The organism is Streptomyces phaeoluteigriseus, assembly GCF_001896135.2.
GTDB lineage: Bacteria > Actinomycetota > Actinomycetes > Streptomycetales > Streptomycetaceae > Streptomyces > Streptomyces phaeoluteigriseus.
This window is the reverse complement of sequence record NZ_MPOH02000008.1, coordinates 12,457-32,006: the sequence shown is the minus strand read 5'-3', so window position 1 is coordinate 32,006 and position 19,550 is coordinate 12,457. Positions and strand designations below refer to the sequence as shown.

The window sequence follows — 19,550 nt, the reverse complement described above, 5'->3', positions numbered from 1 at the left end:
CCGGCACCATCACCACCGGCGCCTGGACCGGGCCCGTGTCCTGGTCCAGCAGGGCCAGAGCGGCGTACGCCAGGCCGCACGGCACAGTCCAGCGTCGTCCGGGCGGCCTCCGGTCAGGTCACGGGTTTCAGGTGCGCACCACGAAGTAGAGCCAGCCGCCCCACGTGCTCACGTTGCTGAGGTCCTTCGTGGAGCGCTCGTACTTGGGGCGGACGCGGAACTTCTGGTTGAGCGCGTTGGTGAGGCTCAGCTGCGCCTTCGCGCTGCTCGTCGACGACAGGGCGTAACAGCCCGACGTGGTGAGCGTGCGCCAGGCGCCGCTGTAGTACTGCTGGACCTGGAAGCGCTCGCACTGGCCGGCCTTGTTGGGCGTGACGGTCGCGGCCACCGTGGGCTTCACCGTCTTGTGGAAGACGCGGTAGCTGATCCCGCTGTACGTGGTGCTCGTGTAGTAGCCGCCGAGCGCCGTCGCGATCTTCACGTAGCCGTTGACGGCGCGGGTGGCCGTCGCGGGGGCGTAGCGGTAGTCGCCCACGAAGGATGCGGTGAAGGTGGTGTTGCGGGTGATCTTGTAGGTGGTCCTCAGGTTGCCGTAGGTGTCCACGGTGCCCGTGGTGACCAGGGTCTTCGCCCCGCCGTGGGGCGTGGCGTAGATCGACAGCGTGCGGCCGTTGTACGTGGTGCCCAGGTGCGCCGTGACGGTGGCCGTCGCGCCGTATGCGTACGAGGACGCGCTGCTGGCGACGGTCAGGGTGGTCGCCGCACGGGAGACCTGGACGGTGGCGAGCGCGGTGGCCGCCTTGTGGGAGGCATCGCCGGGGTAGGTGACCGTGTAGGTGTTGGCGCCGCCGATGTCGGGGGTGTCCTTCACCGTGATGGTGCCGTCGGCGGCCACCGGCGTGGTCCATGTGACCGGGGTGCTGTGGGCGGCGTCCTTGCGGGAGACGGTGACCGTCCGGCCGGCGGCGTAGGGGCCATCACCGAGCTTTCCGCCGAAGGACAGGGCCGCCCCTCGGACGGCGGTCGCCGGGGCGTTCAGCGACAGCGTCGGGGCGTACGGGGCGACCATGATGCTCATGGCGCTCTCGGACGGCTGGTGGGTGGCGTCACCGGCGTAGGTGAAGACGTACATGAACGAGCCGCCGACGCCCGGGGCGTCGGTGACGGTGAACTGGAGGGTGGCCGGGTCCACGGGGACGGATCCCAGGGGCACGGTCTGCTGGGTGGCCTCGTCGACCCGGGCCACCTGGACGGTGGTGCCCTGCGGGAAGGCGCCCAGGCCCAGCTGGGCCATGAGGCGGCCGGTGAGGACGACCGAGCCGGGGTTCGCCGAGGTGATGTCGGTGCCCACGACATCGGTCGCAGCTTCGCCACGTTCACGGTCAGCGAGGCCGTCGCGGGGCGGTGGGTGGCGTCACCGGCGTACGCCACCCGGTAGGTGTAGGTGCCCTCGTCCTGGCGGAGGTCGGGGAACGTGAACGTGCCGTCCGCGCCGAGTGTGGTGTCGGGCAGGGCGGTGCCGTCACGGGTGACCTTCAGCGCGGCACCGGCCGGCAGGAAGCCGCGGGTGCCCAGCGAGCCACTGACCGTGTACCGCTCGGTCGGCACCGCGTACTGCGGGTGCCGCAGGGCGAGTTCGGTGTCCGTCAGCTTCGGGGCGTCCAACACGTTCAGGCTGTAGGCACCCGAGGAGTCCTTGGTGACGGCGTAGAGAGTCGTGCCGTCGGCGCCCCACCTCAGGCCGTCAGGGGCGAGTGTGCCGGACGGCAAGGTGAGGTGGTTCTCGGCGAGGGTGTTCGTGCCGGCGTACAGGTAGACACCGGAGATGCCGGCGACGGCGACCGTGCCGTCGGTGTCGACGGCCACCGAACCGGGCGCGGAACCGGAGCCGCCGGTGAAGTACGCGGCGGGGTCCGCGGCCGCGAGGTCCGTGCTGCGGTACGCCCGCAGGGCGAGCTGCTGCGGTGCGGCCAGCAGCACCCGCGTGCCGTCGCCGGTGACGGCGAGCCCGGTCGCCGTGCCGCCGTAGACCAGGGTGTCCGCCTTGACCGACGCCGTGCCCGAAGCGACGCCGAAGGTCGCCACGTGACTGAGGCTGCCCTGCGGTTCCTCGGCCGCGAGCACGTCGCCGCCCGTGGCGAGCAGCGGTGCGGTCGTCCACTGCGACAGGGCCGGCTGCGGGATCGCTGCCGGCGCGGGCGCTGACGGGTCGACCGAGCCGATGCCGCCCTTGCCGTCGGCCGTGTAGCCGTACCAGACGCGGCCGCCCGCCACCGCGACAGAGACCGGGGAGCTGTCCGCGCCGGTGGACCAGCGGACGGTCTCGGTGAGCGTCGCGGTGTCGATCGCGGCGATCGCGCCGCCGTCCGCCAGCGCCGCGTACAGCGTGCCGCCGTCGGGCGACAGTGCCAGACCGGTGGCGCCCTGCTCCCCGGCGATGGTGGTGACCGGGGTGCCGGACAGATCGGTCACCACGATGCCGGTCGAGCCGGCGCCCTGGCTGACGAAGACGTGCTGGTGGGCGGGGTCGACCACCAGGTGCGCGTAACCGGACAGCGGCAGCGCGGTCACGTCGTCGGCGTACGCCGCGGAGCCGGCCAGTCCGACGGTAGCGGTGGTCAGACCGGCGACGAGGGAGAAGGTCACGACCAGGGAGGCCTGTTGGAGGCGCATGAGGCTCCTGTGAGAAAAATGGAACAATCAGCCGGACGATAACCCGCCGACCCGACACGCCCGGAAGCAGGGGCCCACTACGGGCGGGCAGTGCGCGCGACGACTTCAGCCGGGACTCCGGCGCCTCCACCTGGAGCTCCGCCCGAAGCGTGGCCTACGCCAACGACCTTGCGGCCACGAGGCCGGCCTCTTCGCCGTCACCACCCGCTCCAGTCACAGCAAGAGTGACCAGGATTTGGCCCGGTGGCGGCCCCTGACCCCAGGGGCGGTATGCCAGCACGTCTCCGAATGAACGCGAGGAAGCTGCGCTGAAACCTCACCGCCGGGCGGCAACAACGGCCGACCGCCGCTTCCCCCCACTCAGCCCAAGTCCCGAAGTCGACCACGTATGCACCAGGCTCGACTCAGAGTCGCTCGGCTGGCCGATGGTCCGGGGTGGAAGGCATGCACTGTGACGTGGGCGCTGCCGGAGCCGATGCCGAGCGCTCTCGTGCCCGGGTCCGATGTGCGACCGGGCTGGGCCGCGGAGCTGAAGTGGGACGGTTCTCCAGACGCCTCGTGATGTCTCATTGAGGTCCGCCCGCAGCGGCCGGGGAAGGGCGGCAGGTCGGGTTTCCAGGAGGAGGCGCGACGCGTGCCACTCAGCGGCAGCCCGGCACTGTCCAGAGAGCAGTGTGGTCACCGCTGCTGCTTTGTGCGGCCGGCTGAGGCTTGTTGGGCGTCCGCGCCGGAGCTGACGTGTCGTTGGGTCTCCTGGGGACCGTGCCAGTCCAGGCACATCACGGTGGCGTCGTCCTCGAGCCGGCCGCCGGCAGCGTCACGGACTGCGGACGTCAGCATCAACGCGGTCTCCCGCGGGTGCAGGCCCCGGGTGCGCTCCAGCAGGGCAGACAGATCGACCTGCTCCCCGTGCCGTTCGACCATGCCGTCGGTGAACATGAGCAGACGGTCACCATGGCGCAGATCGAGGTCCTGAACGCGGTAGGGGAGGGTCGCGAACTCGGACAGCCCGAAGGGATGGTCCACCTCGCAGGTAATCACCTCCACAACGCCCTCACGCATCCGCAGCGGCCAGGGGTGTCCCGCGTTGACGAACTGGGCCCGGCCGGTGTGGAGATTGATGCGCAGCAGTTGCCCCGTGGCGTGCCCTTGGCCGTGCTCGACCAGTGCCTGGTCGGCGCGGTGGGCCTGTTCGGCCAGGCCGGCTCCGGCTCGGCGGGCGCCGCGCAGGGCACTCACCAATACTGTGGCGGCCAGGGCGGCGTCGATGTCGTGGCCCATGGGATCGGTCACCGACACGTGCAGCGCGTCCCGGTCCAGGGTGTAGTCGAAGGTGTCGCCGCTGAGCTCTTCGGACGGCTCCAGGCTCCCGCACAGGGTGAACTGCGCGGCCTCGCACGACAATGACAGGGGGAGCAGCTGGTACTGGATCTCTGCCGCCAGGGTGGGCGGCCTGGAGCGTTTCCCCCAGGTGTAGAAGTCGGTGAAACGCCCGTTGGCGATCACGATGTAGGCCAGGACATGGGCGGCTTCCCCGACTTCATCCAGGACGTCCTCGTCAGGTGCGGCAGGCAGGAGCAGCTCCAGCAGCCCGATCGCGTCCCCCCGGTTGGTGACCGGCACGATCAGCCGCTGCCCCTGACCGGTCGCCTCCTGATACAGCCGCTGTGTACGGATCACCTCCTCGTAGGCGCTGCCGAACAAGGGGATCCGCTCCACCTCCCGCCCGTCCTCCGCTGGGGCGGTCGACAGCCGCGCCACCGCCTTCCCCGTCAGGTCCACGATGAGGAAAGAGACCTTCGTAGCCTCGAAACGCCGCCGCAGGTCCTCCGCGATCACGTCCACCGCATCCACCGGCGCGGCCGTCTCCGCTGCCGTCAGCAACCGGGGAAGTCCACTCTGCCCACCACTCACGACCGCAGTTCCTTCCACCCGCCCCGCCTACCAGCAAGAGAACCACCACAGCGAGCGTCAACCAGTGAAAAGTAACAACAAGTGCAGATCATGGCGTTATGTGTTCACGGAAGTCGGTTTGTTTCCCGGCGTCCACTCGCCGACGCGGCCGTCCGCCAGGGCTTCCTCGCGATGGCAGACGGTGTACTTGTAGATCTTGCCGGCCGGGTCGACGCCCCACACGGCGCCGTCCGCCGCGGCACCGATGTCGCTCAGCCCTCCGGGGATGTTGTCGCTCAGCCCTCCGGGGATCTTGATCCACGGGTTGGTGTCGTGGTTGGTGTACCGGTAGATGCCGTTCCCCGATTTCACACCCCATACAGTCGTCCTGGACCCCGCCGAGATGGCCGCGTGACTGCCCCCGATGTTCACCCAATCCGCCATGCCGGATTCCCTCCGTCGAACCGGTGTTGGCTGCCAGCCTGGGCGCCGAGAAGACCTCCACAAAAGGGGTGAACATTTGTCTTAAATGTCAAACGAGCCAGTAAATAATGGTTTCGGTTTCAGTCGCCATGCAGAGCGCGGCGGAACCGGCTCGACCGGGAGCACTTCGGCCGGAAGTACTGTCCCACCCACGGGGTATCGACACGAGCATCGGCCCATGCTCCGCACAAACCCGGGTTCGCCGGTATATCTCGGTGTCAGGGCCGGTGAGGCAGGTGTCGTAGGAGAACCGTGTGTCAGCGTGCGGCCACCGCGGCCAAGGACAGCCCCGGCGGCGGATGGGGACGGGCGGTGAATTCGCTCAGGGCTCCGCGTGCGCATCCCAGGGCCACGCCTGGTGTGTCGCAGCGGTACATCACCGGGCAGCGGTAGAGCGGGGTGGTCCGCTGCGGGCTGCCGAAGGTGAGGGTGTGCTCTCGGGGCACGCGCATCTCCTGGGCTCAGTAGGGGAAGCTGCCGCTGCCCTGCAGGTCGAGGACCTGCCAGCTGTCTTCTTCGATGGTGCAGGCGGTGCATGGCAGCAGTGCGACGATCCAGCGGCCGTCTCCGTCCCCACCGCGTACGCGGCAGCCGCTGGCCAGCCAGCGGGCGTGCTTGCTGGCACTCCCGAACGGCCAGCGGCCGCAGACCGCGTAGCCGCCCTCGCGGCCGGCACGCCGTGCCGGCCGGTTCGACGAAGCCGGCGATGATCGCGTCGGGATCGGCCGCGAACATCCCCGCCGCGGTGTCCGGGGTGAGGACGGAGGCGTAGTAGCCGCCGTCCGATCCGATGCTGGCATACCAGCCGAGTGATGCGTCCGCTTCGGCGAGCCGCTCAACGGCCCGTAGCTGCACGAGGGGGTCGGCCTCCATGCCCCCAGGTCCGTGGGCAGAGCCATGCGGAACAGCCCGGTCGCCCGTAATCGCTCCACCACCGGATCGAGAAGAGAGGAGACCGGCGCCGGCCAGGCGTCCAGCAGCCCTCTCAGGTCCGGCACCGTGTCGCCGACAGCCTTCAGAAGATCTGACCGCGGGTCATGTACGGAAAGAGCGTCAACATCCACACCGCTCCCAGGTGTCCGAGCCGAGGTGAGCCGAGACCTCGGAAAGTGTCCCTACTGGCACAGACCGTGAAAGAGCGCACCAGCCGCTACGGGCAGCCCCGCAGCACGAGCCTTCAGAAGCTGTGTCACTCCCCCCCGCCGTGAGATGAGGGGCTGGCCGGGGGGCGAGTCCCGCCCCGTATCGCAGTGGAGGGAGTGCGGGCGGCGTGCGCAACCGGCGGTTCACCTCCGCACGCTCATTACTCTAAACACCTGACCAACTACATTGGGTGACTACAGCGGGCTGTGCGACGGCCCGCGTCTCGAAAGGGCACGTACATGAAGCAACGACAGCTCGCCAAGGTCGTGGGGGCCCTCGCGGCGGCCACCGCACTGACGCTCACCACACCGGGCTCCGCGTACGCGGCGGAGGGGGTCCTCATCGTCAACGGCCGGGAGTACGAGGACCCGAGCGGCTGCTTCGCCGTCGACCTGTTCCCGAGCTCGGTGACCAACCACACGGACGCCATCGCCGAAGTCCACTCCGGCCCAGGCTGCACCGGTCCGGTCGAATGGCTCGTGTATCCGGGTGAGACGTACTACACGGAGACCGCGCGGAGCGTCTTCATCCTGTGAGCACTGAACGCTGGGGTGCCGACGGCTGCGCGGAATCGCGATAGTGGATGCCCGCCCTCGAGGAACACCACCAGATCGTGATCGCTGTAGGCGGTCCGAGTGGCGCTCGACCAGCGCGGCGGGGCCGTACGAATCGGGCGCGACCTGTACAAGCGCGCCCACCGCCACTACGCCGCGGCGTTAGCCGCCGACGTCCGTACCGTTGGCGCGAAGGTCCGGTCGGACACCAGCTACTGGCAGACCGCCATCGAGGGATACGTCCGCGACCACAGTCTGGATGCGGTCGTCGAGTCCGCCCTCGCCGACCCCGACGACTTCCGCACGTCGTCGGCGGCGTACCGCAGTTCCCAGCACAACATCGAAGTGGTCGTGCTCGCGACGCCGGAGGCATGGAGCCAGCTCGGGATACTCGACCGCTTCCTCGCAGAGGCCGTCGATGGAGCGGGCGGCCGGTTCGTGTCCTGTCCTGAGAGAACCACGACACCTGCACGAAGAACATGCTCACGACTCTCGCGGTCATCGAAGCCGAGCAGCTCGCCGACCGATCACCGTGGTGACCCGCGATGGAACGGCTCTGTACGACAACAAGTTCGTCGATGGCGCAGGGCGCCGCCGGCCGGGAGCCCCGCCGCCGACAAGGCCGACAAGGCTGTCACCCGCCGGCACTCCCGCGCGTGGACGGCCCGGGAGACGGCCGCCTTCAACCACGACATCGCGCGCGCAGAGGTGCGCGTGCACCGCGATGTGCCGGGTGAGGACGTGCGCCTGGCCGTCGTACGGGACACGAGGCGGGCTGCCGCGCTCGCCGAGCCGGTCCGCCGCATCGCCCAGCCGCGAAGGCGCGCACGGGGCGTCGACCTCCACCGGCTCTCTGCCTCCGAGCACCGGTGGGTCTTCGACGAGCTGATCGTCCCGACCTAGCTGAGCGCCATCGTCCCCCGGGACGATCGACGCGCCGTCTACGTCATGGGGCAGCCCGGAGCGGGCAAGCTACTGGCCACCCGGATGGTCCGCCGCGCGATGCGGCCCGGAACAACGGTGAGGACGACCTCGTCCGCGCCCGCCGCCGCGGCGATGTTCGCGAGCTCCACGATCCCGGCGAGCGCGTCCTGGCCTGCCTTGAGCGGGAGCACCCAGGTCGGCCCGACCAGCTCGCCGCGGGCGGCGACTGGGCCATGAACGCCCACAGTTACCGGAAACCGCGGCTCTCCCACGCGCGGGTCCTGGAACAGTTCCGGGTCGCCGGGCTGCGTCCCACACGGAAAGGGTCCGGGCCGGGCGACATGCGGATCGTGGCGCTCCGGCGTTCGTAGGGAGGCGTCCCGGCGCGCGGCAACCTCCGAACAGTCGGCGGCAACCAGGGGGAAGTGAAGGCACGTGAAATCCCGCCCCCCAAAAGGGAGATCACCATGCGCACCCGCATCGCAAGAATGCTCACCGTGTTCGCCGCCGTCCTGGCCGTGCTGCTCGCGCCCGGCCTGACGACCCCGTCCGTGGCACAGGCGGCGAACGACCGATCGGCCCGGGAACGGACCCAGGACCAGGTTGTGGCCCAGGTCTTGGCGAAGGCTGAGGGCCAAGCCGAGGCGGCGGTCGCCTCGGCGGACGTCTGGAACCCACCCGCGAACCTGGTCCAGCCCCTCAACGAGGTCTGGAACCACGTCGAGTCCACCTACGGCAACCTGTACGGCTTCCGCAACTACGGCTGGGACCAGATCATGGCCAACCGCGGCAGCGTCAACTACTGCGTCCGCTGGGAGTCCAACCAGCCGGTCAGCGCCGCCCTGCGCGACCAGATCCACGCCGCGCTGAAGAAGCAGTTCGGCAAGTGGATGGCGGCGGTGGTCGACAACGGCGTCGGCCACAACGCCTGGCCGTACACCAACGTCCCCGTCAACATCGTCGGCTGGGCGGTGAAGAACCGCTCCACCCTCCAGTGGAGCGACAACTCCGTCGACATCTACACCAACATGCTGGACGGCGGCGGAGCCCCGCAGTGCGCCCCTGACTGCGGCCGCTTCTTCCACCAGGACGGCAACTACTCCCGCTGTCCCGGCGGCGCCGCCCGCCACTACGACCAGTCCCTCTGGCTCACCGAGGGCTTCGGCGGCGGCGCCGGCGGCGACTGGGGGCAGCGCATGGGCAGCTCCTACTTCACCGGCGCGCTCAACCAGGAGAACATCCACATCTACCTGCACGAGGTCGGCCACACCTTCGGCCTCGACGACTTCTACGACTGGTCCCCGACCGGCCAGTGCTGCTTCCTGATGAAGGCCGGCAGCGCCACCCAGATCACCGAGTTCGACAAGTGGATGTTCCGGGACTTCTGGCGCCACATGAAGTACCGGTACGGTCTCTGACACCTCCCTCCACCGACCTTCGCGGGGCCATGACAGATGTCATGCCCCGCTGTGAAGATGATCGTCCCCGCGACGGATGTAAGGAGCACCGGCACCTCGCGACAATGTGGGCCTCGACAAGTCCAGAAATCCCGATCTGCCCGCGGCCTGCGACGAGGTGACCCGCCTCCTGCTGCCGGTGTCCAGCCAGTTGGCCTGGTGACCGCCGCTGCTGCCGAACCTCGGTTGCAGTTGCGCCTCACTCAGCGAACTCGCCGCCCGACACGTCAAGCTGGTGGAACCCGGGCTGGCGGTGGAAGTCCGCGTCGACGTGGCCCGGGACGCCTCCGGACGGTGGCGCCACCCCGTTCGCATCCACCGTGCCCGTGCCGACCTCTCCCCCGCCAATGTCCCCCGCATGACGGTGCCGCCGCATTGACGGCCGGTCCCGGTTGCGTTCGCGCCGCGCCCGCCGTCAGTTGGTGCGTCAGTGGAAGGCATGGCCCCATGACGTGGTCGATACGAGCGGCCGACTGCCCCCCGACCAACCTGGGTAGCCCTAGTTGCGATTAATATGCAACAGCTTTCGGTCATCAATAAGGGTGTGGGGTGCATGACGGTCCGACGTAGACGGACAGCCGCTGCGACGGCGGCGATACTCACTGGTGTCGCCGCCTGCTCGGCTCCGGGCAGCAGCACGGGCAGCGGTGACGCGGCGGACTCCGTGGTGATCGGGGTGGCCTCCGAGCCGGACACGCTCAGTCCGCTCCTCGGTTACGGCAAGGACGGCAACTCGAAGATCTTCGACGGCCTGCTGGCCAGGGACGCGGGTCTGAATCTCAGACCCGCGCTGGCGAAGGCGCTGCCCGACGTCGCCGCCGACGGCCTGACCTACACCTACACCCTGCGCGACGGTGTGAAGTTCAGCGACGGCGAGCCGCTGTCCCCGGCCGATGTCGTCTTCACGTACGACACAGTCCTCGACGCGAAGACCAACAACGCCTCTCGCAGCGAGTTGGACGCCATCAAGAACGTGCGGGCGGACGGCAACAACAAGGTGGTCTTCACCCTCAAGTACCCGTACGCGCCCTTCGCGGGGCGCACGGTGCTGCCCATCGTCCCCGAGCACGTAGCCAAGGGGCAGGACCCCAACACCGGCTCCTTCAACCACAAGCCGGTCGGCACCGGCCCGTACGTCCTCGCCGCCTGGAGCAAGGGGGAAAAGCTCACCTTCAAGGTCAACCCTGACTACTGGGGCGGCGCGCCGAAGGTCAAGAAGGTGACCATGGCGATCATCCAGGACGACAACGCGCGCGCCACCCGGTTGCGTTCCGGCGACCTCGACGGCGCGATCCTGCCGCCCAACCTAGCCGCCACCTTCAGGAACGACAGGACGAAGAAGACGTACGAGGCGAAGACGTACGACTTCCGCACGGTCGCCCTCCCTCAGGAGAACAAGGTCACCGGCGACCGCGCCATCCGCCGGGCTCTCGATGCCGCCGTGGACCGCCAGGCCATGGTCGACAAGATCCTCGACGGGGCCGGGCGTCCGGCCTACGGGCCGCTGCCGGTCGACGACCCCTGGTTCGCCAAGGGCATCGAGCGCGGGCAGGACCTCGTCAAGGCCCGGCAGATCCTTGACCAGGCGGGTTGGAAGACCGGCGAGGGCGGTATCCGCGTCAAGGACGGACAGCAAGCTTCCTTCGCCCTCCTCTACCCCTCCGGTGACAAGGTCCGCCAGGACCACGCCCTCGCCTACGCCTCCGACGCCAAGAAGGCCGGCATCGAGGTGAAGGTGGAGACGGGCACCTGGGAGGTCATCGAGCCGCGGATGAAGAACGACGCGGTCCTGGCCGGTTTCGGCAGCAACGGTGACCCCGACTACGGCCTGTATACCCTGCTGCACTCCTCCCTCGCCGGCGACGGCTTCAACAACATGGGCCGCTATGACGATCAGGTCGTGGACAAGGCACTCGACACCGGCCGGCGCAGCTCGGACCAGGCAACCCGCAAGGCTGCCTACGACACTCTCCAGCAGGAGCTGGTGAAGAACCCCGGTTACACGTTCCTCACCCACATCGACCACGTCTACGTCCTGGCCGACCGGTGGGATGGTTTGACCACGCAGGTCGAGCCGCATGAGCACGGCTTCGCCTCCGGTCCGTGGTGGGACCTCGAAGCCTGGCAGCCGAAGAAGTGAACGGACTCCCTTGGGGAGCGATGGCACGGCTGGCGGGGCGGCGGCTGCTGTTCGCCGCCCCCGTCCTCCTCGTCGTGACCTTCGGCGTCTTCGCGATCGCCGCGGCCTCCCCCTTCGACCCGGTCAAGGCGTACGCCGGCACAGCCGCCCTCGGCGCCGACACTGAAACTCTCGAGCGACTGCGGGAGAACCTGGGCGTGGACCAGCCGTTCACCTCTCGCTGGTGGCACTGGCTGACCTCCGCCCTCGGCGGTGACCTCGGGCAGTCCAGTGTGATGCGGCAGCCGGTCTCCCAGGTCATCGGCGAACGCCTGGTCTGGTCGAGCCTGTTGTGCGCGGTCGCGTTCGTGGTGGCGGTGCTGACGGGCACGGTGCTCGGAGTGCTGGCGGCCCGCCGCCCAGGTTCCGTAGTCGACCGGGTCGTCACCTCCCTCGCGTACTCCCTGGAGGCGGCGCCCGTCTTCTGGCTCGCCCTGCTGGCCGTCTGGCTGTTCGCCCTCCAGCTGGGCGTGCTCCCGGCCGGCGGTCTCACCGACACGGCGAGTGAGCGGGTCACGCCCTCCCAGGTGGCGAGTCACCTCGTGCTGCCGGCCGGGGTGCTCGCCGTCTCCCAGCTCCCCTGGTTCACCTTGTACGTCCGTCAGGGCGTCGGTGACGCGCTCGCCGAGGATCCCGTACGCGGCGCGCGGGCCAGGGGGTTGAGCGAGCGCACCGTCCTGCTCGGCCACGCCCTGCGCTCCGGGCTGCTGCCGGTTCTCACGCTGGTCGGCTCCCGGGTGCCCGAACTCATCACCGGCGCCCTGCTGGTGGAGAGCGTCTTCAGCTGGCCCGGCATCGCTGCGGCCACCGTGGAGGCGGCCACCGCCGTCGATTTCCCGCTGCTCGCCGCCCTGACGACCCTGGCCACCGCCGCGGTGCTCGTCGGCAATCTTTTTGCCGACCTGCTCTACGGCCTCTTCGACCCGAGGGTGAAGTTCAGTGACATGTGAACCTGCGGCCGGGCCCGCCTGGCGGTCGTACGGCACGAGCCGTCGCTCGACCAGGACCGTGCGGGTGCGCGTCTCGGTGGCCCTGGTCGGCGGAATCGTCCTCGCCGTCCTCCTCGTGCCGCCGCTGGTGCAACTCGACCAACAGGCCGTCGACCTGGGCGCGAAGTTGCTGCCCCCCAGCTGGTCGCACCCCTTCGGCACCGACGACCTCGGCCGGGACCTGCTGCTGCGCTGTATCTACGGACTGAGGGTCTCCCTGCTGGTGGGCGTCGCAGCCGCCCTGACGGCCACCGTGATCGGCACGGCCGTCGGGGCGACCGCCGGAGCACTGGGCGGCTGGGTCGACCGGGGCGTCATGCGGGTCGTCGACACGGTCGCCTCCGTGCCACACCTGCTGCTGGGCATCTTCATCGTGGCCATGTTCCGGCCCGGGCTCTGGCCGGTGGTGGTGTCGGTCGCGCTCACCCACTGGCTGTCCACCGCCCGGATCGTGCGCGCCGAGGTGCTGTCCCTGCGCTCGCACCCGTACATCGACGCCGCCGTTTCCGGGGGCGCGTCCCGGTGGCGGGTGGCGGTACGGCATCTGCTGCCCGCTGTGCTGCCGCAGGCGGCGCTGGCCGCCGCGCTGATGGTGCCGCACGCCATGTGGCACGAGTCCGCCCTGTCCTTCCTCGGCCTCGGCCTGCCCACCCACATGGCCAGCCTCGGCAACCTCATCCAGGACGCCAGGGGGTCGCTGCTCGCGGGGCAGTGGTGGCCCACCCTCTTCCCGGGGCTGTTCATCATCGTCCCCACACTCGCCATCGCCGGTCTCGCCGGAGCCTGGCGGGAGCGGATCAACCCGCGCCGTCGATCGGAGCTGATGCTGTGACGGTCACTGACCGACCTCCCGTTCTCTCGGTGCGCGGGCTGTCCGTGCGCTTCCTCATGCCCGGTGGCCGCCGGATCGCCGCCGTCACCGACGCCCACTTCGAGGTGGCGGCCGGCGAGTGTCTCGCCCTGATCGGCGAGAGCGGCTGCGGCAAGTCGGTCCTCGCCTCCGCCCTGCTCGGACTGCTCCCCTCCAACGCCCAGAGTGCGGGCCAGGCGCGCCTGGGCGAGCTGGACCTGCTCGCGGCTGACGAACGGACTCTCACGCGGACGGTGCGGGGCCGCCTGATCGGGCTCATCCCGCAGAGCCCCGCCGCGCACCTGACGCCGGTGCGCACGGTGCGCTCCCAGCTGGAGGAGACGGTCGGCGCGCTGACCGACGCACGAGGGCGTACCGCCGTGCGTTCGGCGGCCGAGAGCGCTGCCGAACGCGCCGCCTTCCCCGCCGACCATCTCGACCGCCACCCGCACCAGCTCTCCGGCGGGCTGGCCCAGCGAGCCGCCACCGCCCTGGCCCTCGTCGGCGACGCGCCCCTGCTGCTCGCCGACGAACCGACGACCGGACTCGACCGCGATCTGGTGGACCACACCGTCGACGAACTACGACGCCACGTCGATGACGGCGACCGGGCACTGCTGATGATCACCCATGACCTGGCCGCCGCCGAACGCATCGCCGACCGTGTGGCCGTGATGTACGCGGGCCGGATCGTCGAACTCGCCAACACGGAAGCCTTCTTCGGCACGCCAGGCCCTCGCCACCCCTACAGCCGGGGCCTTCTTGATGCCCTGCCCGAGCGTGCCTTCCTTCCGATCCCCGGTATGCCACCCGAACTCGGCGACCTTCCCGACGGCTGCGCCTTCGCCCCCCGCTGCGAGCAGGTCACCGACGCCTGCGCCGCACTCCCACCGACGACCAGCCACATCGCCTGCCATCACCCGCACGTACCGGAGGACCTCCGTGCTTGAACTGCACGACATCACCGCCGGATACGACCGGAAAGCCCCCGTCGTCCGAAACGCCTCCCTGACCGTCGCGCCCGGTGAGGCCGTCGGCCTACTCGGCCCCAGCGGTTGCGGCAAGTCCACCCTCGCCCGAGTCGCGGCCCTGCTGCACCGCCCCGAGTCGGGCACCCTTCTCCTGGACGGCGAGCCCGTACGGCACTGGCGGCACCGCGCCCCGCGCGACCTGCGCACCGCCATCGGCGTCGTCTTCCAGCAGCCCCGGCTCTCCGCCGACCCCAGGCTGCGTCTCATCGACCTGATCGCCGAGCCCCTGCGCGCAACCGGCCGCCGCGACGAGGTACCGGACCGCATTACCGAACTCACCCCGGCCGTCGGCCTCACCCCCGACCTCCTGGACCGCCGCCCCCACGAGGTCAGCGACGGCCAGCTGCAACGCGCCTGCCTGGCCCGCGCCCTGGTCCTGCGTCCGCGCTGGCTGATCTGTGACGAGATGACCGCGATGCTGGACGCCTCCACCACCGCGGCTCTCGTGGCGGCCGTCGAGAACTACCGCGCAGCCACCGGCGCCGGACTCCTCGCAGTCGGCCACGACCAGACACTCCTGCGCCGTTGGTGCGACCGCCTCCTGCACTGGGACGAGGTCGCTGCTGCGGGCATGGGAAAGCTCCCGCGGGCATCGGGCCTGCGGGAGCCGTCCGTTGTACCGCCTGCTACGTGAAGGGTGAGAAGAGATCGAGTGCAGGATGTGCCCGGACAGGTGGAAGGCCAGGTTCTTCTCCAGGCCGTTCCTGCTCGGCGTCGGCTGGAGCTTCGGCTTGGTCACCGGCACCGCGATCGTCACCAACACTACGCCGCTGGCCACCCGCGCCTAGCTCCGAGGACGGTTCGACGTCGCCATCACGGGCGCCGCAGGCGACCTGGCCTCCGGCATCGTCGTCGCGTGCGTTGGCCAGCTACCCGATCCTCGCCGTCCTGCGCGGCGTCCTCACATCGGTGACAACACGCCTGGCCATGTGACAACTACCGTGCTTCGGCTCAAGCGTGAATTGGCGTCGCGGGCGTCGAAGAAGCCCTGCGCGTACTCCGGGGGAAGGTGCACGGTGAGTCGCCGGAGCCGTCCGTCGTCGGGGCACGGTGTAGCCGAACCGGGCCCGGGTCTTCACCGTGATCCCACCGGTGGTGGCGGCCTGGCGCCGCCGACGCCAACACCAAGCCCTCCTCAGTCACAACGAACGACGCGGACACAATCCCTGAAAACTGCCCGGCACTCAGAACAGACACCGTTGCAGTGCTAGAGGGCGACGGTGCCCGGGCCCGCGCCCCGCATCACGACGTCCTTGACGGTCTGCGGGTCGTCGACTGTGTAGTCGTAGTAGTCCGCCGGGTCCTCGACGCTGCCGCCCGTGACCGGTTCTCCGGTGTCACCGACGAACACGTTGTTCCGTTCGACGATATTGCCCTCCGGCCCCGAATAGCTGTTGGTCATGGGCTCTTCGACGTCGTCGAAGTAGTTGCCCTCGACGAAGCAGCCGGAGTCGGCGTTGCAGGCCGGGCCGGTGTCGCTGTTGTCGAGGAAGTAGTTGTTGTAGATGTGCACCGGATCTCCGAAGCGGGTGCGCGGATTGCGCTGTGGGGTGCGGTCGTACCAGTTGTGGTGGTAGGTCACCTTCAGTCGGCCGATGTCCTGGGCGCCGTTCTTGTCGGAGTGGCCCAGGAGCATGTTCTTGGCGTGGTGATGGGTGTGGTTCCAGGAGACGGTGATGTAGCTGGAGCCCCGCTTGATGTCGAGCAGCCCGTCGTAGCCTGCGGACAGGTCGTTGTGGTCGATCCAGACGTGGTGCGAGAACATCTGGATGTTGATGGAGTCGTCACTGGCGTTCTTGAACGTCAGGTTCCGGACGATGACGTTGTGCACGGCGTTCACGGGTGGGGACGTGACACTGTCGCTCGCGGGGAGGCCGATGTTCAGGCCGCCGCCAGAGATACCGGAACCCGCGCCGACACCGACGATCGTCTTGTCGGAGCTGACGTCGTACATGCCGGAGGGCAGCGTGATCATGCCGTTGACGCGGACGACTCTCGGCCCCTCGGCTTTGACGGCGGCGATGAGGTCGGCGGCGCTGGAGACGGTCACGGTCGGACCGCCCGCGCCGCCGGTCGTGCCGTTCTGGCCCCACGCGGTGACACTCGCGAACCCGGTCGGTGCCGGCTCCGCCAGTACGGCCGGTGCGGCGGGTGCAGGTGAAGGAGCGGCGGCCGTGGCGGTCAGCGCGACCAGGGCCGTGAGGAGGAGCGTGCCTTTGCGGTGCATCGTGAGCCTCCTGGGTTCAGGCGATCCTGCCGACACCCACGCCGGCCGGGACGGTGGTGGGGACGGTCGCGGGGGCGTCGAGGGTGTACGCGTAGAAGGTGCGTGGCTCGATCACCGTGCCCAGCGTCTGCGGCGCCCCGGAGTTGACGTACAGGTTGTTCCGCTCGACCACCCGGCCCGGACCGCTGTTGTCGTAGCCGGAGTAGATCGGGTGGCCCACGTTCTCGAAGTAGTTGCCCTCCACCAGCACGCCCGCGTCCTCGGTCGAGGCCACACCGTAGAGCCGGTTGTCGCGGTAGTAGTTGTTGTAGACGTGAACCGGCTCGGCGAACCGGACGCGCGGGTGGCGCTGGTCGGTGCCGTCGAAGAAGTTGTGGTGGTACGTCACGCGCAGTTTGCCCCGGTCGGCGGTGTTGTTGTCGTTGTGACCGAGCAGGCACGTCTTGCTGTGGTCGTGGAAGTGGTTCCAGGACACGGTGACGTAGTCCGACTCCCGCTTGATGTCGAGCAGTCCGTCGTACCCGTGGGAGAAGTCGCAGTGGTCGATCCACACATGGTGGGCGCGGTTGGTGACGCTCACGGAGTCGTCGGAGGCGTGGGTGAAGCGGATGTTGCGGATGATGACGTTGTTGCCGGGCCGGGTCGTGGAACCGAGTTGGAGACCTCCGCCGGTGATCTCGGCGGTGGAGCCGACGCCGAGGACCGACTTGTCGGCCACCACCGTGATCATGCCGTCGATGTGGATGCGGCCGGAGACCAGGACGGTGTACGGGGAGTTGCGGCCCACGTAGTCGGCGAGCTGGGCGCCGTTGGTCACAGTCACGGTGGGCCCGGCGGCACCGCCCGTGGTACCGGTCAGGCCGAGCGCGGCGACACCCGCGAAGCCGTCGGCGCGCGGTGCCGTCAGAGCGACGAGCCGGTCCGCAATGGTGTCCGCGGCGGGTGGTGAGGCGATCGAGGCCCCTGCTCCGGGGGCCACTCCCACAGTCAGCAGAGCGGCGGAAGCCGTGGTGGCGGCAGTCCCCATGAGCAGGCCGCGGCGTGTGATGGGACGGACTTCTGACACGGAGGTCTCCTTCAGTTCCGGCCGCGCGGCGCGGCCGGAACGATCGTGGGGAGGTTCGCAGGGGCGTCGAGGGTGTAGGGGTAGAAGGTGCGTGGCTCAACGACCGTGCCGAGCGTCTCGGGCTCTCCGCAGTTCACGTAGACGTTGTTCCGTTCCACCACCGGCCGGGTCCGCTCTCGTCGTAGCCCGAGTAGATCGGGTGGGCGACGTTCTCGAAGTAGTTGCCCTCCACCAGCACCCCCGCGTCCTCGGTCGACGCCACGCCGTAAAGGGTGTTGTTCCGGTAGTAGTTGTTGTAGACATGCACGGGTTCGCCGAAGCGGACGCGCGGATGGCGCTGGGCCGTGCCGTCGAAGAAGTTGTGGTGGAAACTGACCCGCAGCTTGCCCCGGTCCTGGCTCCCGTTGGCGTCCGAGTGGCCGATCAGCATGGTCTTGCTGTGGTCGCGGAAGTGGTTCCAGGACACGGTGATGTAGTCGGCGCCGCGCACGATGTCGATCAGACCGTCCGCGCCTGTGCTGAAGGTGCAGTGGTCGATCCAGATGTGGTGCGAGGACTGCTGGATGCTGAGGGAGTCGTCGTCGGCGCCGGTGAACCGCAGGTTCTTGATGATCACGTTCTGTCTGCGGTACATGTCCAGGCCACCGCCGGTGATCTCCGCGTCGGTGCCCAGCCCGACGATGGTCTTGTTCGACCGCACGCCCTGCTTGCTGCTGATGCGCAGGGTTCCCGAGACTTGAATGACGTAGGGCTCGTTGCGGTCGCAGTAGTCCAGGAACGTGTCGGCGTCGGTGACGGTGACCACCGGGCCGCCGGCTCCGCCGGTGGTGCCGGACAGGCCCAGCGCGGGGACGCCCGCGAAACCGTCGGCACTCGACGCGGCCGCGGCTGCTCGTGTCCGCCTCGCTGCGGCGGGCGCGGCCGCCTGCGCGTGGCTCGCCGTTCCAGTGGCCGGCAGGGCGGCGACGGCCACGGCGGCGATAGTGCCCGCGAGCAGGCCGCGACGGGTGAGGGAGGGGCGTTCTGTCGTCATCGTTTCTGCTCCTCAGATCTGCCCAGGGCCGGCGCGGCCGCGTCGGCGGCCGGGGACTCGGCCGTCCGGTGCGTGGTACGGAGGCAGTACGTGTGCGGCTCGCCGACCAGACCCCGGCCTCGCTGGGACGGCTGCCTTCGACGGGAATGTCGTCGTGCGCGCGCAGGTGCCACAGGCCACCGCTGGACCCCACGGGGGCAGGGGTGTTGACGCTGCGGGAGGAAACGCCTCCGGCGTCGATGCCGGAGGGCACACGGGAGAGGGGCGAAGCCGTCGTCCGACGCGGCGGAGGCGTGGGCGATGGAAGAGACGGACCGCGCGCGGAGGCAGAGCCAGAAGAGGCCGGGGTCCGGGAGAAGCCGATCTGCACAGCGGCGACCAGCTCGCGTCGCCACGCTGAGCTTCTGGATAATCGCATGAGATAGCACTTTCTAAAGAAATTGCTGATCACGACTTGAACGCGCCTTTTTGGTCGGCTGAGCTGCTAGAAGGTGACCCAGCTATCGAGCAAGCGCTTTCCCCCTGAAAACTAGGCTCCTGTCACGGACGCGTCAACGGGGGTGTACGGTCACGAAAAGCGAAGTTTCACAACACGAACGAACAAAGACCTGCTGGGTGATAAAACGATCACACCTTTCCATGCTTTGGCTCATCAGGTGCCGTGTAGCTGAAGCGGGCCCGCGTCTCCACCGTGATGCCTGTGGCGGTGGCGGCCTGCAGGCGGCGACGCTTGCGCACCTGGGGCTGCCAGCGGGCCCGCATCGCGGATTCGATCCTGGCGGCGACGTCCGGGCGGGTAGCGGTTGACGGAGTCGGCGGTGACACCGATCTCGCGTGCGACGGCCTTGAAGCTGCCCAACTGTCGGATCAGGTAGCCGATCCGGCCCTTCATCGTCTTGGGCGGCTTCTGTGTGAAAGCTTCACGGTCGGCACGGTCGACGGCGTCCTCGATCTCCCCCACCGCTCTACTCCCCCGCCGTCCACGACGGCGTCACCCTTGATGTGGCGGGCCGGTTGTGACCTTGCTCCATCACTGCGGGTGTCCGGC

Annotated in this window: 19 protein-coding genes and 2 pseudogenes; 9 read left to right on the top strand and 12 right to left on the bottom strand. The window is 69.2% G+C overall.

The features are described from left to right. Positions 1 to 127: 127 nt before the first annotated feature. The 5 genes from BM536_RS42500 to BM536_RS40230 all read right to left on the bottom strand — a co-directional run bounded on the left by BM536_RS42500 (position 128) and on the right by BM536_RS40230 (position 5,495). Positions 128 to 1,192, bottom strand: a complete 1,065-nt coding sequence (locus tag BM536_RS42500) for a hypothetical protein (protein WP_143650834.1) — start codon at positions 1,190 to 1,192, stop codon at positions 128 to 130. Continuing rightward, complete coding sequence (locus BM536_RS42495) at positions 1,075 to 2,673, bottom strand: hypothetical protein (RefSeq protein WP_107439563.1); 1,599 nt, start codon at positions 2,671 to 2,673, stop codon at positions 1,075 to 1,077. The genes BM536_RS42500 and BM536_RS42495 overlap by 118 nt, the downstream gene beginning before the upstream one ends. Positions 2,674 to 3,351: 678 nt before the next feature. Then, positions 3,352 to 4,587: a PP2C family protein-serine/threonine phosphatase gene (locus BM536_RS07180; RefSeq protein ID WP_245873304.1), complete on the bottom strand. Its 1,236-nt coding sequence runs from the start codon at positions 4,585 to 4,587 to the stop codon at positions 3,352 to 3,354. Positions 4,588 to 4,683: 96 nt separating this feature from the next. After that, entirely contained in the window at positions 4,684 to 5,010 is a 327-nt protein-coding gene (locus BM536_RS07175) for a tectonin domain-containing protein (RefSeq protein WP_245873303.1), read from the bottom strand. 296 nt (positions 5,011 to 5,306) lie between these two features. Beyond that, positions 5,307 to 5,495: a hypothetical protein gene (locus BM536_RS40230; RefSeq protein ID WP_143650832.1), complete on the bottom strand. Its 189-nt coding sequence runs from the start codon at positions 5,493 to 5,495 to the stop codon at positions 5,307 to 5,309. 936 nt (positions 5,496 to 6,431) lie between these two features. Between BM536_RS40230 and BM536_RS07170 the strand changes: the two genes are divergently transcribed. Both BM536_RS07170 and BM536_RS07165 read left to right on the top strand, forming a co-directional pair. Then, a complete protein-coding gene (locus BM536_RS07170; protein ID WP_073496749.1) occupies positions 6,432 to 6,728 on the top strand; it encodes a hypothetical protein in 297 nt (98 codons plus the stop codon). A gap of 99 nt (positions 6,729 to 6,827) precedes the next feature. After that, positions 6,828 to 7,649, top strand: a complete 822-nt coding sequence (locus tag BM536_RS07165) for a zeta toxin family protein (RefSeq protein WP_073496747.1) — start codon at positions 6,828 to 6,830, stop codon at positions 7,647 to 7,649. A gap of 38 nt (positions 7,650 to 7,687) precedes the next feature. On the opposite strand, the gene BM536_RS07160 is transcribed toward BM536_RS07165, so the two are convergent. Then, on the bottom strand, positions 7,688 to 7,915 hold the full coding sequence (locus tag BM536_RS07160) for a hypothetical protein (protein ID WP_107439562.1): 228 nt from the start codon (positions 7,913 to 7,915) through the stop codon (positions 7,688 to 7,690). A gap of 222 nt (positions 7,916 to 8,137) precedes the next feature. Between BM536_RS07160 and BM536_RS07155 the strand changes: the two genes are divergently transcribed. The 7 genes from BM536_RS07155 to BM536_RS44760 all read left to right on the top strand — a co-directional run bounded on the left by BM536_RS07155 (position 8,138) and on the right by BM536_RS44760 (position 14,964). Continuing rightward, positions 8,138 to 9,088, top strand: a complete 951-nt coding sequence (locus BM536_RS07155; RefSeq protein ID WP_073496744.1) for an anti-sigma factor — start codon at positions 8,138 to 8,140, stop codon at positions 9,086 to 9,088. 592 nt (positions 9,089 to 9,680) lie between these two features. Next, the gene (locus BM536_RS07145; RefSeq protein WP_073496742.1) at positions 9,681 to 11,267 is read left to right on the top strand and encodes an ABC transporter substrate-binding protein; all 1,587 of its coding nucleotides are present in this window, start codon (positions 9,681 to 9,683) and stop codon (positions 11,265 to 11,267) included. Between the two features lie 20 nt (positions 11,268 to 11,287). Then, positions 11,288 to 12,256 (top strand): ABC transporter permease, encoded by a 969-nt coding sequence (locus BM536_RS07140; protein WP_073496740.1) that lies wholly within the window; start codon positions 11,288 to 11,290, stop codon positions 12,254 to 12,256. Beyond that, complete coding sequence (locus tag BM536_RS07135) at positions 12,246 to 13,127, top strand: ABC transporter permease (protein WP_073496738.1); 882 nt, start codon at positions 12,246 to 12,248, stop codon at positions 13,125 to 13,127. Before BM536_RS07140 ends, BM536_RS07135 begins: the two co-directional genes overlap by 11 nt. 56 nt (positions 13,128 to 13,183) lie before the next feature. Further along, positions 13,184 to 14,095, top strand: a complete 912-nt coding sequence (locus BM536_RS07130) for an ABC transporter ATP-binding protein (RefSeq protein ID WP_094102734.1) — start codon at positions 13,184 to 13,186, stop codon at positions 14,093 to 14,095. Further along, the gene (locus tag BM536_RS07125) at positions 14,088 to 14,810 is read left to right on the top strand and encodes an ABC transporter ATP-binding protein (RefSeq protein ID WP_094102699.1); all 723 of its coding nucleotides are present in this window, start codon (positions 14,088 to 14,090) and stop codon (positions 14,808 to 14,810) included. Before BM536_RS07130 ends, BM536_RS07125 begins: the two co-directional genes overlap by 8 nt. 25 nt (positions 14,811 to 14,835) lie before the next feature. Then, positions 14,836 to 14,964: a hypothetical protein gene (locus tag BM536_RS44760; protein ID WP_425444612.1), complete on the top strand. Its 129-nt coding sequence runs from the start codon at positions 14,836 to 14,838 to the stop codon at positions 14,962 to 14,964. Positions 14,965 to 15,134: 170 nt separating this feature from the next. On the opposite strand, the pseudogene BM536_RS42485 reads toward BM536_RS44760, so the two are convergent. From BM536_RS42485 to tpg, 6 genes and pseudogenes are all read right to left on the bottom strand, one after another. Beyond that, positions 15,135 to 15,294, bottom strand: a pseudogene (locus BM536_RS42485) (telomere-protecting terminal protein Tpg); the annotation flags it as partial. Between the two features lie 89 nt (positions 15,295 to 15,383). After that, complete coding sequence (locus BM536_RS07115) at positions 15,384 to 16,403, bottom strand: pectate lyase family protein (RefSeq protein ID WP_073496736.1); 1,020 nt, start codon at positions 16,401 to 16,403, stop codon at positions 15,384 to 15,386. A 16-nt stretch (positions 16,404 to 16,419) separates the two neighbouring features. After that, a complete protein-coding gene (locus tag BM536_RS07110) occupies positions 16,420 to 17,469 on the bottom strand; it encodes a pectate lyase family protein (RefSeq protein WP_245873302.1) in 1,050 nt (349 codons plus the stop codon). An 11-nt stretch (positions 17,470 to 17,480) separates the two neighbouring features. Then, positions 17,481 to 17,606 carry a hypothetical protein gene (locus BM536_RS43890; protein ID WP_281258547.1) on the bottom strand — a complete coding sequence of 42 codons (126 nt, stop codon included), beginning with the start codon at positions 17,604 to 17,606 and terminating at the stop codon, positions 17,481 to 17,483. Then, on the bottom strand, positions 17,603 to 18,502 hold the full coding sequence (locus BM536_RS07105) for a pectate lyase family protein (protein WP_245873301.1): 900 nt from the start codon (positions 18,500 to 18,502) through the stop codon (positions 17,603 to 17,605). The genes BM536_RS43890 and BM536_RS07105 overlap by 4 nt, the downstream gene beginning before the upstream one ends. 654 nt (positions 18,503 to 19,156) lie before the next feature. Continuing rightward, positions 19,157 to 19,463 (bottom strand): annotated as a pseudogene (gene tpg / locus BM536_RS07100) (telomere-protecting terminal protein Tpg); the annotation flags it as partial. Positions 19,464 to 19,550: the final 87 nt, after the last annotated feature.